The 14,204-nt window shown below is 66.1% G+C and carries 17 protein-coding genes; 10 read left to right on the top strand and 7 right to left on the bottom strand.

From position 1 onward, the window contains the following. Positions 1-5: 5 nt before the first annotated feature. A complete protein-coding gene (locus ASE61_RS15600; protein ID WP_061968419.1) occupies positions 6-1,001 on the bottom strand; it encodes a 2-hydroxyacid dehydrogenase in 996 nt (331 codons plus the stop codon). Positions 1,002-1,179: 178 nt separating this feature from the next. Between ASE61_RS15600 and ASE61_RS15595 the strand changes: the two genes are divergently transcribed. Further along, positions 1,180-1,710, top strand: a complete 531-nt coding sequence (locus ASE61_RS15595) for an SH3 domain-containing protein (protein ID WP_061968418.1) — start codon at positions 1,180-1,182, stop codon at positions 1,708-1,710. Positions 1,711-1,725: 15 nt separating this feature from the next. Here the strand turns inward: ASE61_RS15595 and ASE61_RS15590 are convergent, their stop codons facing one another. Both ASE61_RS15590 and irrA read right to left on the bottom strand, forming a co-directional pair. Continuing rightward, positions 1,726-2,496, bottom strand: coding sequence for a YbaY family lipoprotein (locus ASE61_RS15590; protein WP_061968416.1), 771 nt, complete (start codon positions 2,494-2,496; stop codon positions 1,726-1,728). A gap of 32 nt (positions 2,497-2,528) precedes the next feature. Beyond that, the gene (gene irrA, locus ASE61_RS15585; RefSeq protein WP_061968414.1) at positions 2,529-2,993 is read right to left on the bottom strand and encodes an iron response transcriptional regulator IrrA; all 465 of its coding nucleotides are present in this window, start codon (positions 2,991-2,993) and stop codon (positions 2,529-2,531) included. Between the two features lie 285 nt (positions 2,994-3,278). Here irrA and fabA point away from each other — a divergent pair, with 285 nt between their 5' ends. From fabA to ASE61_RS15560, 5 genes are all read left to right on the top strand, one after another. Beyond that, on the top strand, positions 3,279-3,791 hold the full coding sequence (gene fabA / locus ASE61_RS15580) for a 3-hydroxyacyl-[acyl-carrier-protein] dehydratase FabA (RefSeq protein ID WP_061968412.1): 513 nt from the start codon (positions 3,279-3,281) through the stop codon (positions 3,789-3,791). A gap of 111 nt (positions 3,792-3,902) precedes the next feature. After that, positions 3,903-5,129 carry a beta-ketoacyl-ACP synthase I gene (gene fabB, locus ASE61_RS15575; RefSeq protein WP_061968410.1) on the top strand — a complete coding sequence of 409 codons (1,227 nt, stop codon included), beginning with the start codon at positions 3,903-3,905 and terminating at the stop codon, positions 5,127-5,129. A gap of 7 nt (positions 5,130-5,136) precedes the next feature. Continuing rightward, positions 5,137-5,409 carry a DUF3303 domain-containing protein gene (locus tag ASE61_RS15570; protein WP_061968409.1) on the top strand — a complete coding sequence of 91 codons (273 nt, stop codon included), beginning with the start codon at positions 5,137-5,139 and terminating at the stop codon, positions 5,407-5,409. Positions 5,410-5,533: 124 nt separating this feature from the next. Next, positions 5,534-6,367 (top strand): enoyl-ACP reductase FabI, encoded by an 834-nt coding sequence (gene fabI / locus ASE61_RS15565; RefSeq protein WP_061968407.1) that lies wholly within the window; start codon positions 5,534-5,536, stop codon positions 6,365-6,367. A 54-nt stretch (positions 6,368-6,421) separates the two neighbouring features. Beyond that, on the top strand, positions 6,422-6,667 hold the full coding sequence (locus tag ASE61_RS15560; RefSeq protein ID WP_061968406.1) for a DUF2188 domain-containing protein: 246 nt from the start codon (positions 6,422-6,424) through the stop codon (positions 6,665-6,667). 69 nt (positions 6,668-6,736) lie between these two features. On the opposite strand, the gene ASE61_RS15555 is transcribed toward ASE61_RS15560, so the two are convergent. Then, a complete protein-coding gene (locus ASE61_RS15555; protein WP_061968404.1) occupies positions 6,737-7,090 on the bottom strand; it encodes a hypothetical protein in 354 nt (117 codons plus the stop codon). 178 nt (positions 7,091-7,268) lie between these two features. Here ASE61_RS15555 and ASE61_RS15550 point away from each other — a divergent pair, with 178 nt between their 5' ends. Then, the gene (locus ASE61_RS15550) at positions 7,269-8,498 is read left to right on the top strand and encodes a hypothetical protein (RefSeq protein WP_061968402.1); all 1,230 of its coding nucleotides are present in this window, start codon (positions 7,269-7,271) and stop codon (positions 8,496-8,498) included. A gap of 123 nt (positions 8,499-8,621) precedes the next feature. Here the strand turns inward: ASE61_RS15550 and ASE61_RS15545 are convergent, their stop codons facing one another. Continuing rightward, entirely contained in the window at positions 8,622-9,854 is a 1,233-nt protein-coding gene (locus ASE61_RS15545) for an argininosuccinate synthase (RefSeq protein WP_061968400.1), read from the bottom strand. Between the two features lie 247 nt (positions 9,855-10,101). Between ASE61_RS15545 and ASE61_RS15540 the strand changes: the two genes are divergently transcribed. Continuing rightward, positions 10,102-10,710 (top strand): 2-hydroxychromene-2-carboxylate isomerase, encoded by a 609-nt coding sequence (locus ASE61_RS15540; RefSeq protein WP_061968398.1) that lies wholly within the window; start codon positions 10,102-10,104, stop codon positions 10,708-10,710. 10 nt (positions 10,711-10,720) lie between these two features. Continuing rightward, entirely contained in the window at positions 10,721-11,620 is a 900-nt protein-coding gene (locus tag ASE61_RS15535) for a hypothetical protein (RefSeq protein ID WP_210171888.1), read from the top strand. 3 nt (positions 11,621-11,623) lie between these two features. Here the strand turns inward: ASE61_RS15535 and ASE61_RS15530 are convergent, their stop codons facing one another. Continuing rightward, positions 11,624-12,697 carry a M48 family metallopeptidase gene (locus ASE61_RS15530; protein WP_061968395.1) on the bottom strand — a complete coding sequence of 358 codons (1,074 nt, stop codon included), beginning with the start codon at positions 12,695-12,697 and terminating at the stop codon, positions 11,624-11,626. A gap of 37 nt (positions 12,698-12,734) precedes the next feature. Next, positions 12,735-13,292: a LemA family protein gene (locus tag ASE61_RS15525; RefSeq protein ID WP_061968393.1), complete on the bottom strand. Its 558-nt coding sequence runs from the start codon at positions 13,290-13,292 to the stop codon at positions 12,735-12,737. Positions 13,293-13,491: 199 nt separating this feature from the next. On the opposite strand from ASE61_RS15525, the gene ASE61_RS15520 reads away from it, so the two are divergent. After that, complete coding sequence (locus tag ASE61_RS15520) at positions 13,492-14,013, top strand: hypothetical protein (protein WP_244492868.1); 522 nt, start codon at positions 13,492-13,494, stop codon at positions 14,011-14,013. Positions 14,014-14,204: the final 191 nt, after the last annotated feature.

Below are 14,204 nucleotides of genomic sequence, written 5' to 3'. Positions count from 1 at the left end.
TGCCCTCAGAGCATGCTCGGCAGCACGCGGTCCGGCGGCTTGTGGCCGTCCATGAAGGTTTTAATGTTGACGATGACCTTCTCGCCCATGTCGGCGCGGCCCTCATGCGTGGCCGAGCCCATATGCGGGAGCACCACGACCTTGTGCTGGCGCGCCAGCCTGAGCAGGCGCGGATTGACCGCCGGCTCGCTCTCGAACACGTCGAGCCCGGCGCCGGCGAGCTCGCCGGCTTCCAGCATGCGGGCAAGCGCGGTCTCGTCGACGACCTCACCGCGGGCGGTGTTCACCAGGATCGCGTCCGGCTTCATCAGCTTGAGGCGGCGGGCCGAGAGCAGGTGATAGGTCGCCGGCGTATGCGGGCAGTTGACCGAGACGATGTCCATCCGCGCCAGCATCTGGTCGAGCGAATCCCAATAGGTCGCGTTGAGCGCTTCCTCCGTGCGCGGATCGACCCGGCGGCGGTTATGGTAGTGGATCGAGAGGCCGAAGGCGGCGGCGCGCTTCGCCAGTGCCTGGCCGATGCGGCCCATACCGACGATGCCGAGGCGCTTGCCGGTGATGCGCCGGCCGAGCATCCAGGTCGGCGACCAGCCGGCCCAGTCGTCATCGGGGATGACGCGCGCGCCCTCGGCAATGCGGCGGGCGACGGCCAGGATCAGCGCGATCGTCATGTCGGCGGTGTCGTCGGTCAGGACGCCCGGCGTGTTGGTGACGGTGATGCCGCGCTGCACGGCGCTGGCGACGTCGATATTGTCGACGCCGTTGCCGAAATTGGCGATCAGGCGCAGCTGGTCGCCGGCCTGCGCGATCACGGCGGCGTCGATCTTGTCGGTCACGGTCGGGACGAGCACGTCGGCGGTCTTCACCGCCTCGACCAGGGCGGCCTGCGACATCGGCTTGTCGTCGATGTTGAGCTGTGCGTCGAAGAGTTCGCGCATTCGGGTCTCGACCACGGCGGGCAGTTTGCGCGTCACCACCACCAAGGGCTTCTTCTTCGACATGGCGGTCACCCTTCCGTCATTGGCCGTATCGGCCTGATATCCTCAACCCGCCATTAACCCTGGTGGCCCAGGAATGGGAATTGTTGCGCGGCACCATGATCGTTGTCTAGGCGGCAGCGCGGCGGATGACAACTTGCCCCTTCGCCGGGGGTAAGCGGACGCGAAGGAGAGTGGCGGCATGAAAATCTCGTCGATGCGCTGCCTGGCCCTGGCGACGTTCGCCCTCCTCGGCTTGCCTGCGGTCGCCTCTGCCCAGGACATGCAGGCAGGCTCCGTCACCGGGCTGCCGGTGCCGCGTTATGTCAGCCTGAAGACGGATCGCGTGAACCTGCGCGAAGGCCCCTCGAAGGAGCACCGGACGCGCTGGGTCTATCAGCGCGCCGGCCTGCCGATGGAAGTCACCGCGGAATTCGAGACCTGGCGCCGCGTGCGCGATGCCGACGGCACCGAGGGCTGGGTGCTGCACAGCCTGCTCTCCGGCCGCCGCACCGCGCTCGTCGCGCCCTGGTCGAAGAAAAAGGACGAGAACTTCCCGATGCGCAGCGCTGCGAACGAGGAGTCAGCCGTCGTCGCCAGGCTGCAGCCGGGCGTCGTCACCAGCGTCTCGTCCTGCGTCAACGCCTGGTGTCGCATCAGCGTCGGCAACATCGATGGCTTTATCCGCCAGGAGCGTCTCTGGGGCGTCTATCCCAACGAGAAGGTCGACTGACGCTGGCCGCCTGCGCTACTGCGCAGTCAGCACCATCACCGGCCGGCCGCGGCTGTCGAGCAGCGCGAGCAGGCCGGAGCCGCGATGGATATCCCAGCGGCGGACCTTGGCAAGCCCGTCGAGGAAGCCGCGCTCCTGCGTCATCACGTCCGGCGCGCAGGCCATCATCGTCGAAACCATCCGCGAGAACCGGATCGTCCGGCCTTTGAGCGTCGCATTGCCGCCGAAGCCGTTGCAACCGCCCCGACCTGACACCTTGCCGTCCGCCGCGATGGCGAGGGTCGTGACGATCGAGCCGGGAACGTCCTTGCTGCCGAGGCTTGCGAGACGCCAGCTTCCGATCGGGGAGGGGGCGGCGGCGGGCGGCCGGTCATCGCCCGAGACGCGCTGGACCCAGATATCGGTCTTGTCCGGCCCGCCCGTGAAAACGCTGTGCCGTTCCGTGGTAATGAAGAGCAGCCGGTCGCCGTCGAGAATGCGCGCCTGCAGCGCGTAGCTGTGCCGGGGCTCGATCCGCCGCGAATCGAAGCGCAGGGTCCAGCGCGCCGGGATGCGCCGACCGGAAACGCGGGTCTCGGCGATCGTGCGGGAGGGGGCATCGGCCAGCGAGACGTCGAGCAGCTTGACCTCGACGACAGCGCCGGGCGGCAGCGCCATGCGTTCGCGATAGGCGACGGTGCCCCGAAGCACGCGCGGTGCGGCGAGCGCCGGCGTGGCGGGAACGGCCGCTGCGAGCAGGAGGCCTGCAAGCGCGCGGCGCGAGAGCGGCGAATCGGTGAAACGCATGAATATCGTCTCCGGAAGCGGCGGAGCGGCGATCAGCCGTCGATCTTGCGCAGCCGCACCACGACGTCGACCCGCGCGATCTCATAGCCCGCAGGCGGCACCGGCAGGCTGGCGACGTCGATCTCGTCGGCCGGGATGTCGATCACCCGGTTCTCGCCGTCGACGACGAAATGATGGTGATCATGGTCGGCGGTGTCGAAATAGGCCTTGGCGCCGTCGAGGGTGAGCTCGCGCAGCAGGCCTGCCTCGGTGAACTGGCGCAGCGTGTTGTAGATCGTCGCCAGCGAGACCGGGATGCGCTCCTTCATCGCCTCTTCGAACAGCATCTCGGCGCTGACATGGCGCTGGCCCTTGGCAAAGAGCACCCAGCCGAGCGAGACGCGTTGGCGGGTCGGGCGCAACCCGACGCGCCGCAGCTTCTGGCGGATATCGTGAAAGGGACAGCCCTGCCGCGCCGACGTTCCATAGCCCTGGTCCTGGGAGGTCAGGTCGCTCATGCCGTGCTCGCGTGCCCTTTTGTCTAACGGATGTCCTGGAGGCTCCGTCTCTTGAATGATTTCAACTGAAATGTAGGGCGTCGGGCTTCCCGTCGCAAGCGTCGCGCCGGCTTCCAGGCGGTGGGCGCCCCTTGCTGCATTGATCTGGCACGGTTTCGTTGTGGTTTTCGGCGTTGCGGTGTGGGTCGACACGTCCGCTGCTCTTTCGTTTCCGGCTTCCGCTGTGTTAGGCACGGCACAGGAGACACCGGCCGAATCCGGCCGGTGCGAGGGAGCCTCACGGGAATGCAGCGTCAGTCGTCTTTCAGCTACGAGGAGATCCTCGCCTGCGGTCGTGGGGAACTGTTCGGGCCGGGCAATGCGCAGTTGCCGCTGCCGCCGATGCTGATGTTCGACCGCATCGTCGAGATTGCCGAAGAGGGCGGCGAGCACGGCAAGGGCATGGTCCGCGCCGAGTTCGACATCAAGCCCGATCTCTGGTTCTTCGACTGCCATTTCAAGGGCGATCCGGTGATGCCGGGCTGCCTCGGGCTCGATGCGCTCTGGCAGCTCACCGGCTTCTTCCTCGGCTGGCTCGGCCTGCCGGGCCGCGGCCGGGCGCTCGGCGTCGGCGAGGTCAAGTTCGCCGATCAGGTCCTGCCATCCGTCAAGAAGGTCGTCTACGGCGTCGACTTCAAGCGCGTCTTCAAGTCGAAGCTCGTCCTGGGCATCGCCGATGGCTGGCTGGAGGCCGACGGCAAGCGCATCTACACGGTCAGCGACATGCGCGTCGGCCTGTTCAAGCCGGAAGCCGCCTGAGGAAAAACGCAGCCCGACCTTGCGCGCAGCTGCCGCTCGGTCCATTTGCGCGATAGGAATCCAGAAGCGGCCGGGCTTGCCCGCCGCGTGCTGAGAGCTGGAGTAGCGAGCATGAGACGCGTCGTGGTCACCGGGATGGGCATCGTCTCGTCCATCGGCAACAACACGCAGGAGGTCCTGGCGTCGCTGCAATCGGCGAAATCGGGCATTTCCTTCGTTCCGGATTTCGCCGAGCACGGCTTCCGCAGCCAGGTCGCCGGCGTGCCGACGCTCGATCCCGCGACGGTGCTCGACCGGCGCGCCATGCGTTTCCATGGTGGCGGCTCGGCCTGGAACCAGGTCGCGATGGAGCAGGCGATCGCCGATGCGGGCCTGGAGACGGCCGAGATCAGCAACGAGCGCACCGGCATCATCATGGGTTCCGGCGGCCCCTCGACCCGCGCCCTGATCGACGCCTATGACAAGGCCCGCGAGAGCGGTTCCTCGAAGAAGGTCGGCCCCTTCGCCGTGCCCAAGGGCATGTCCTCGACCGCTTCGGCGACGCTGGCGACCTGGTTCAAGATCAAGGGCGTCAACTATTCGATCTCCTCCGCCTGCGCGACCTCGAACCACTGCATCGGCAATGCCTATGAGCTGATCCAGTGGGGCAAGCAGGACGTCATCTTCGCCGGCGGCTGCGAGGAGCTGGACTGGACGCTCTCCGTCCTCTTCGACGCCATGGGCGCGATGTCCTCCGACTTCAATGCAACGCCCGCGCGCGCCTCGCGCGCCTATGATTTGGCCCGCGACGGCTTCGTCATCGCCGGCGGCGCCGGTGTCGTCGTGCTCGAGGAGCTGGAGCACGCCAAGGCGCGCGGCGCCAAGATCTACGGCGAGATCGTCGGCTATGGCGCGACCTCGGACGGCTACGACATGGTCGCCCCGTCCGGCGAGGGCGCGGTGCGCTGCATGAAGATGGCGCTGGAAGGCGTGAAGGCCAAGGTCGACTACATCAATCCGCATGGCACCTCGACCCCGGTCGGCGACGCCAAGGAGATCGAGGCGATCCGCGAGGTCTTCGGCGCCGGCGACAAGTCGCCGCCGATCTCGGCGACGAAGTCGCTGACCGGCCATTCGCTCGGCGCCACCGGCGTGCAGGAAGCGATCTACTCGCTCCTGATGCTCAACAACGACTTCATCTGCGAGAGCGCCCATATCGACGAGCTCGACCCGGCCTTCGCCGACATGCCGATCGTGCGCAAGCGCATCGACAATGCCGGCCTCGGCTGCGTGCTCTCGAATTCCTTCGGTTTCGGCGGCACCAACGCCACCATCGTGATGAAGCGCCTGGAGGTCTGAGAGCGCCATGCTCTTCATGGTGATCGAGCATTTCGATCAGGCCCGCGTGAAGGACGTCTACGCCCGCTTCCAGCATAGCGGGCGGATGGCTCCGGCCGGCGTGCGCTATGTCGAGAGCTGGGTCTCGGCCGATCTCGGCCGCTGCTTCCAGATCATGGAATGCGACGATGTCGCGCTGCTGCAGGAATGGGTCCTGCAATGGAACGATTTCGTGCGTTTCGAGATCGTGCCGGTTTCGACCTCGAAGGCCGCCGCCGCCGCGATCACCAGGACAGACTAGCCGTTTTCGTGCCCGCAAAAACCGGGCAGTGCCGATATGCCGAGAGTTCGATCCACCCGACCAGCCGACTTCCCTCCGTTTCCCCGCCTTCGGACCCGTTCCTGAAGCCCCTTCCGAGTTTGCCATGCTCCCGCTGATGCACAACAAGCGCGGCCTCATCATGGGCGTCGCCAATCAGAATTCGATTGCCTGGGGCATTGCCCGCACCCTTCACGCCCATGGCGCCGAGATCGCCTTCACCTATCAGGGCGATGCGCTCGGCAAGCGCGTCCGGCCGCTGGCGGAGAGCATCGGCTCGAAGCTGGTCGTGCCCTGCGATGTCGAGGACAGCGCTTCGGTCGATGCCGCCTTTGCTGCGCTCGACGAGGCCTGGGGCGGCGATCCCGAGTGCAACACGCTGGACTTCATCGTCCACGCCATCGGCTTCTCCGACAAGAACGAGCTCAAGGGCCTCTATGCCGACACCAGCCGCGAGAACTTCTCGCGAACCATGGTGATCTCCTGTTTCTCCTTCACCGAGATCGCCCGGCGGGCAGCGGAGCGCATGCCCAGGGGCGGCAGCATGATCACGCTGACCTATGGCGGTTCGACGCGGATCATGCCGAACTACAACGTCATGGGCGTCGCCAAGGCGGCGCTTGAGGCGAGCGTGCGCTATCTCGCCGGCGATTACGGCCCGCGCGGCATCCGCGTCAACGCGCTCTCGCCCGGGCCGGTGCGGACGCTGGCCGGCGCCGGAATCTCGGATGCGCGCGCGATGCTCTCCTGGCAGCGCGCCAATTCGCCCTTGCGCAAGTCGGTTTCGCTTGAAGAGATCGGCGGCTCGGCGCTCTATTATCTCTCGGATCTCTCCGGAGGTGTCACCGGCGATATCCATCATGTCGATGCCGGCTACCACATCACCTCGATGCCGGTGCTGGATTCGCTGCGCGCGGCCGATAGCGGCAACGGCGATTAGCCGGAACCCCATGGCCGGGGCGCGGTTTTCCTTCGATTGAAAGGAGGATGCGCGATGGTCATGGTCAAGTACGAGGTGGTCGAGCATGATGGCGGCTGGGCCTACAAGGTCGGCGGCGCGCTGTCGGAGACCTTTCCGACGCATGATGCGGCGTTGAAGGCGGCAAACCGGGCCGCCGCCCGGCAGACGGTCGCCGGAAATACCGACGGGATCGTCTATCAGGATCAGAACGGCCGCTGGCACGAGGAGCTGGCGGATGGCCATGACCGGCCCGCAACCAGGGTCGTCGACGGCGGCTGAGCGGCGGCTCGTTCCCAGGAGAGCAACAGGGCCGTTGAGCGGCCCTTTCGCTTTGCCTGCCGGCAGGCCTCAGCGCGCGGTAAAGAAGGTCAGCAGCACCTTGTTCTTCTCGCCGAGCAGGCAGAGGAAGCGGCGCGGCTTGTCCGAGCGATCGGTCCGCAGATAGGCCTCGGCCATGACGATGCGCGTCACCGGAATGTTTTCGATCTTCGCTTCGGACACCGCGACCGTGGCGGCGTCCTCGTCGATATAGATGTCCTTGATCTCCGGTTCCTTGGCGTGGAGCGCCTGCAGCGCAGCCGTCTTGCAGGTCGCGATCTCCGGCGTTGCCGGTTTCTCGCTTTTCGGTGGGACTTCCTGGGCTGATCCAGGCCCGGACAGCAGGACAGTCGAGATCAGGGCAGGAGCCAGAAGGCGCAGCATGCGAAGCCTCTCACATTGAACGGTGAGACGAGAACGCGACAAAGCACGGAGAGTTCAATCGCGCGATCGAGATGGCGGCCGCCGGAGCTGCTGGCGCGTCTCGCAAGTCCGCCAAACGAAGGACGACATCTTGCCGGTCGCCACGGACGCTTGCCTCCGGAACGGGGCAGGAAACGCGATGACGACACTGGACGGGCCAGTTGGACGGCGTAACGGCGTGGCCGTGCTAAGCGCCCCTGACGATCAGCGCAAGATTATCGACCTGCTGGATCGGATCGGGCCGTCGGATGGGGGGCAGAGCGGCGCCTGGTCCAAGCCTTCGCCGGGTCGGCGTTATGCGCCGCCTTCCGCTTTGGTCGCGGCGATCAAGCAGTTTCAGCAGCGCTGGCAACCGACCGGCGAAATACCGAAGGTCGACAGTGTTGTCGATCCCAACGGCAAGACGCTGGGGAAGCTGGATGCGCTTGCGGGCGCGCCATCGGGCCCGCTGCCCGTCGGCCCTGGCGGCACGAATCCGGAGTTGATCCACGGCATGCTCGTCGAGCAGATGAACCCCGACGCAGCCGTGCCTGTCGTGGAAAAGAAGATGGTGCTGGCGCCGTTTATCCCGGGAATGCCGGCCATGCAGGTTCCTGTGGTCGGTGTCTTCTACCCATTCCGGTTTCGGATCGAGAAGGATGGGCGCAATTATTGGGTTGGGGTCGCGGCCTCGCCGCTGACCAGTGATTTCACCCAGGCACAGATTTTTATTCACCCGACCCCGACGCAAGGAAAGGTCGTTGTCGCCACGGTCGGCGATTACCCCCGCTTTGCGGGCGGATGGAACAAGATATGGCGCTATCTCCCGACGATTGGGACCCAGATGGCCGCAGTGCGGCCGACATTGTTGATCGTGCCCTTCATGCCCGACCCCGCCAGGGATCCCGAATCCGCCTGGAACATGTTTTCCACTCGCCCGGTCGAGACCCTGAGCGCCATCGTAACGGCAACGCATCGCGAGATGGCCGCGCGCCTTCCCATTACCGGACCTCGCCAGCCTCACAAGCTGCAACGGATTGGCGTCGCGAGCTACAGCTCCGGAATCTACTTCCAGCAGGCTTTCCTGAATTTGTTCGCCGGTACGGGGTTGGTGGCGGAGACCTTCGATTTTGATAGCCGCTGGATCGTGAGGGAGCGCAAGAAGCCGTGGGTGTGGACGACGAACGCGCGAGCCACCTGGATCTCGCAATGGGCACCGCCCAAACCCGACAGCCATGGGCGATCGGAGTATCCGCAGCCGCCGCCGGGCTCATTTATCCATATCCCGGACAAAGCGCTTTTGCGTGTCGGCCCGCCGACTGCGACCGCTCACGGCAAAATAGGTAATTTATCCTATCACTGGATGATGCTTCGCAGCGTCATCCAGTAGCAAAGTTCCGAGTGTCGGCGGCTTCGCGTGCCGATCGCGACGGTTGGCTCGCCCGATCGAAACCTGCTCTCGGTTGGGTGTCGCCCACGCCGCAAATGGTCAGATGCGGCGTGGGCAGATGATTCAGAGACCCAGCTTCTTCTTGCGCTGGCCGAGCGTACGCAGGCGAAGCGCATTGAGCTTGATGAAGCCGGCTGCGTCGCGATGGTCGTAGGCGACCGCACCTTCCTCGAAGGTGACGAGGTCCTGGTCGTAGAGCGAATAGTCGCTCGATCGGCCGATGACATGGACGCCGCCCTTGTAGAGCTTGAGGCGCACGTCGCCGGTGACGAACTCCTGGCTCTTGTCGATCAGCGCCTGCAGCATCTCGCGCTCCGGCGAGAACCAGAAGCCGTTATAGATCAGCTCGGCATATTGCGGCATGATCTGGTCCTTGAGATGGGCTGCGCCGCGGTCGAGCGTGATCGACTCGATGGCGCGATGCGCCGCATGCAGGATCGTGCCGCCGGGCGTCTCGTACATGCCGCGAGACTTCATGCCGACGAAGCGGTTCTCGACGAGGTCGAGCCGGCCGATGCCGTTGTCGCGGCCGAGATCGTTGAGCTTGGCGAGGAGCGTCGCCGGCGAGAGCTTCTGGCCGTCGATCGAAACCGCGTCGCCCTTCTCGAAGCCGATGGTGATGATCGTCGGCTTGTCGGGCGCATCTTCCGGCGAGATCGTGCGCGAATAGACGTAATCGGGCACCTCGACCGCCGGGTCCTCCAGCACGCGGCCTTCCGAGGAGGCGTGCAGCAGGTTGGCGTCGACGGAGAAGGGCGCCTCGCCGCGCTTGTTCTTGGCGATCGGGATCTGGTGCTGCTCGGCGAAGGCGATCAGCTGCTCGCGCGAGCGCAGGTCCCATTCGCGCCAGGGCGCGATCACGACGACGTCGGGCTTCAGGGCATAGGCGGTCAGCTCGAAGCGGACCTGGTCGTTGCCCTTGCCGGTCGCGCCATGGGAGACGGCGTCGGCGCCGGTCGCCTCCGCGATCTCGATCAGCTTCTTGGCGATCAGCGGACGGGCGATCGAGGTGCCGAGCAGATAGACGCCCTCATAGGCGGCATTGGCGCGGAACATCGGGAAGACGTAGTCGCGCACGAATTCCTCGCGCAGGTCCTCGATATAGATGTTCTCCGGCTTGATGCCGAGCAGCAGCGCCTTGTCGCGCGCCGGTCCGAGCTCCTCGCCCTGGCCGAGATCGGCGGTGAAGGTCACGACCTCGCATCGATAGGTGGTCTGCAGCCATTTGAGGATGATCGAGGTGTCGAGACCGCCGGAATAGGCGAGGACGACCTTTTTCACGCTGCTGTCAGCCATCTGTTCATTTTCCTTCTGGCAGCCCCCATGGGCCGCGTTTCGGACGCAATGGCGCACTATCCCAGCGTTCGGGGCGAAGCAATCGGAACCTTCTGATCGATCCCGCGTCGTCCGCTGATGGATCGATGCGGGCGAGCGCGTCGTCCTTCCATTCCACAGGCGCTCATTCTCGGCGCTTGCGGTCGCGTTACGAAGGGCGCAGGCTCGATCGGGCGCGACACGACATGACGACCTGTTCGGAGGCTGAATGCCGAATCGTCCCGTTCTGGACTTCTGGTATGAGTTCGCGTCGCCCTATTCCTGCCTGAGCGCCCTGAGAATCGAGAAGTTGGCCGAGGAGGCCGGCGTCACCTTGCGCTGGCGGCCCTTCCTGCTCGGGCCGATCTTCGCGGCACAGGGCTGGAACACCTCGCCCTTCGCGCTCTATCCCAGCAAGGGCCGCTATATGTGGCGCGATACCGCCCGGCGCGGCCGGCGGCAGGGCGTCGCCATCGTCAAGCCGGAGAATTTTCCCCAGAATTCGCTGACGGCGGCGCGGCTGGCGCTCGCCGGCCGCGACGGCGGCTGGACGCCTGCCTTCTCGAAGGCGCTGTTCCAGGCGCATTTCTGCGAAGGCCGCAACATGGCCGAGGAAGCCGTGCTGAGCGCCGCGCTGAAAGAGGCGGGCAGCGATCCCAATGTCGCGATCCCGCTCTCGCGCAGCGAGGAGGTCAAGGGCCGCCTGCGTGCCGAGATCGAATATGCCAAGTCGATCGGCATCTTCGGCGCGCCCTTCTTCGTCGCCGGCGACGGCGAACTGTTCTGGGGCGACGACCGTCTGGAGGAAGCTCTGGAATGGGCGACGGAAGGGCGTTGAGGCGATGAGCGTGACCCGGCGCCACATGCTGATGGCGGGCGCCGGCCTGTGCCTGGCCTCGGGCGCGCGGGCGCGCCCCGCCTTGCCCGGCGAGGCGCCGACCTATGACGCCCGTGAATTGACCGCCGTGCCCAACGCGGCCGCGATCGGCCGACGCTACTGGTCGCCCGGCCTCAACGAGGGCTATGTGCCGCAGGGGCTCACCGTCTTCGGCGACGAGATCCTGATCGCCGCCTATCGCAGCACCGAGCGCGACCAGGACAACGGCCCCGCGCGGCTGTTCCGGCTCTCGCGCCGGGACGGGCGCCTGCTCGGCAGCTTCGCGCTGCCGGCGACCTATGGCCATCCCGGTGGGCTCGCCACGGCGCGGGACACGCTGTTCGTCGCCAATTCCGGGCGGCTCCTGGCTCTCGATTTCAAGGAATCCTGTCGCAGCGGCGAATGCGTGCCGCTGAAGGAGATGCGCGTCGACAAGTCGATGGGGCCTTCCTTCCTGACGACGTCGGGCGATGCGCTCTGGTTCGGCCCCTATCGCCGCGAAGGCGCACCGAACCTGCACGCAGTTCCCATCGATCGCGTCCTTGCCGGCGGCGAGACGCCGATCGGTCTTGCCGATAGCCGGGCCATCCTGCCGCTGCCGCTCCTTTCGCAGGGCGCGACCTTCGACAAGGCGGGCAAGGTCTGGATTTCGCAGAGCTCCGGCAACCGGCCGGCCTTCCTGTCGCAACTCGACCCCGCCACGGGGGCCGTGCTTGCGCGTTACCCCGCTCCCGGCGGGATCGAGGATCTCGGCTTCGCGCCCGATGGCAGGCTCTGGGCGGTCGGCGAGGCCGGAACGCAGCGCTGGAGCCGCTGGAGCACCTTCTATCCGCTGGTCTTCGAGATCGATCCGGCCAAGCTCGTCGCCTGAGTTCTAGTGCGAGCCAGGCGCCTGCGGCGGCCGCGCCCATGGCCCGCGCGCCGCGGTTTCCTCGACCATGGTCGGCAGGTCCTGACGCTCGCCGATCTTCGGCGGGTGCGGCGGCATCGCCGGCATCCGCCCGCCGGCCGTCTCGACCAGCGCCTGCACGCGCTTGGTGACGGAAGGGTGGGTCGAGAACAGGTCGGCGAAATCGTCGGGGTCGTTCTCGAAGCACATGTCCATCACGCCCGACGGCACCCCCTCGATATCGGCCCGGCCGGAGATCTTGAGCAGGGCGGAGATCATCGCATCCGGGTTCTTGGTCAGTTCGACCGCCCCCGCATCGGCGAGGTACTCGCGCGAGCGCGACAGCGACAGCCGGATCAGCACCGCCAGGAACCACGAGATCGCGATCACCGCGATGCCGATGATGATGGCAAGGCCGTTGCCCTTCTTCGCATCATCCGACGAAACCCTGACCCGGCTGCGACCGAAGCCGCGGAAGACGATTTCGCCGATGAAGGAGATCACCCCGGCGATCACCACCGCGATCACCATCAGCCGGACGTCGCCGTTGCGGATATGGGTCAACTCATGCGCCAGCACCGCCTCGACCTCGGCATCGTTGAGCTGGGCGAGGAGCCCGGTCGTGACGCTGACGGTGAACTGCTTGTCGTTGACGCCGCTGGCGAAGGCGTTGAGTGCCTCGCTTTCGACGATGGCGAGCTTCGGCATCGGTAGCCCGCGCGAGATGCAGAGGTTCTCCAGCATCCGGTAGAGCTTCGGGTTGTCCTCGCGCGCGAGACCCGTCGACCCCGTCACGGCGTTGATCATCGCGACATTCATGCGGAAGCCGACGAAGACCCAGAGCATCGTCCCCGCGGTGATGAAAGGGAACCACGAGCGGAAGATGCGGCCGGCCTCGCCGAAGGCGGTGCGCCCACGCGGCACGCCGCCATAACCGAAGGCGACGAGCAGCAGGCCCCAGGCGGTGAGATAGACCAGCAGGAAAAGCCCGACGATCAGGAGGTTGGACCTGATCCGGTTGTTGCGCTGGTGGGTATAGAGCCCGAAGGCCTCGGCCATCGCAGCCGCTCCCGTTGCCGTGAACGTCTTGCCGCCGTCAGAACTTCACGCTGGGTGCGACTTCGATCTGGGCGCGGGTTTCCGGGCCGACATCGAAGAATTCGCGCTGGGTAAAGCCCATCTGCGGCGCGAACAGCACTGCCGGGAAGGCCTGGATCGCCGCGTTGAACTCGCCGACTGCATTGTTGAAGAAGCGCCGCGCCGCCGCCAGCTTGTCCTCGACATTGCCGAGATCGACCTGCAACTGCTGGAAATTGGCGCTGGCCTTGAGGTCGGGATAGGCCTCGCCCAGCGCAAGCAGCCGGCCGACTGCCCCGGAGAGCTGCTGCTCGGCCGCGGCCTTGTCATGCACGCCGGTCGCGCCCTGTGCCGCGTTGCGGGCGGCGATCACCGCATCGAGCGTCGACTTCTCGTGCGTCGCATAGCCCTTCACCGTCTCGACCAGGTTCGGGATCAGGTCGTGGCGCTGCTTCAGCTGGACGTCGATATCGGCGAAGGCCTGGTTCACGCGCTGCCGCATCGCGACGAGCCCGTTATAGGTCATGATCAGGTAGACGACGAGAACGACGATCAGTCCCAGAATGGCCCAGCCCATGGAATGCTCCCGCGAAATGCCGTGAAACCTGCCCGCAGACTGGCATGGCGCGCGATGCTGGGGAAGCGGCTCGGCAGGATATTGAATGTGACGTAACGTTATGTTCTGTCTTGAGCGCTGTCGTGACGAAAGGCGGGTCGCGCGACACTCAAGAATAAAGATATCCGAAAGAGCAGGGGGCGGGGCAATGAGGGTTTTTGTGGCGGCGCTGCTGGCGCTGACTGTGGGTGCTTGCAATCAGACGGTGCAATCGGAAGGGCCTGAGCCGGTAGCGGCTGCATTGCCGGCAGCGCCCGCCTTGCCACCGGAGGGGCCGCGGCTGGCTTCCAGCGCTGCGGGCGCAGCCGCGCCCATTGAGGATCCGGGTACCTCCGTCTACGAGCCGCTCGTCGACATGCATCGTGTCAATCCCGACCGCTATCAGCGTGATCTGACCGCCTGTCGCCAGCAGGCGGCGCCGCAACTCGCTGCGGTAAAGCGCGCGACGCAGCAGCAGCAGACCGGCACCGCCATCGCGGTCGCCGGTACGTTGGCGAGCTACATCCCGGTGCCGGGGTTTCGACAAGCCCATGTGCTGGCGGGGGCCGCCAACGCGGTGCAGTCCGTCGGCGGGGCGACCGCGGAAAGCGGCGCGGCCGCGGTCGAGAAGGCCTCGTCCGATTATGCGCTGGTCGTCGACAGTTGCCTGACGCACAAGCGCTACAAGCTGCTGCATCCCTGATCGAACTGGCGTCTCGGGGCTTGGTTTCGACCTTGCCCTGAAGGCCGGTTTGCATTACATCGCCCCTGTCCGAAGGGCCGTGATCGATCATGCGCCGGGGGCGGTCTGCAAGACCTGCTCCCGTTTCGTGTTTGAAGCAGGTCGTCCGGATACGGATCGAGCCGCTGGTCCTGGCGCCTCCGCCAACCCCG

This window comes from Allobosea sp. Root670, from assembly GCF_001429415.1.
Taxonomy (GTDB): Bacteria; Pseudomonadota; Alphaproteobacteria; order Rhizobiales; family Beijerinckiaceae; genus Allobosea; species Allobosea robiniae.
Note: the sequence above shows the minus strand (reverse complement) of the source record. Positions and strands in the feature narration are given on the sequence as shown.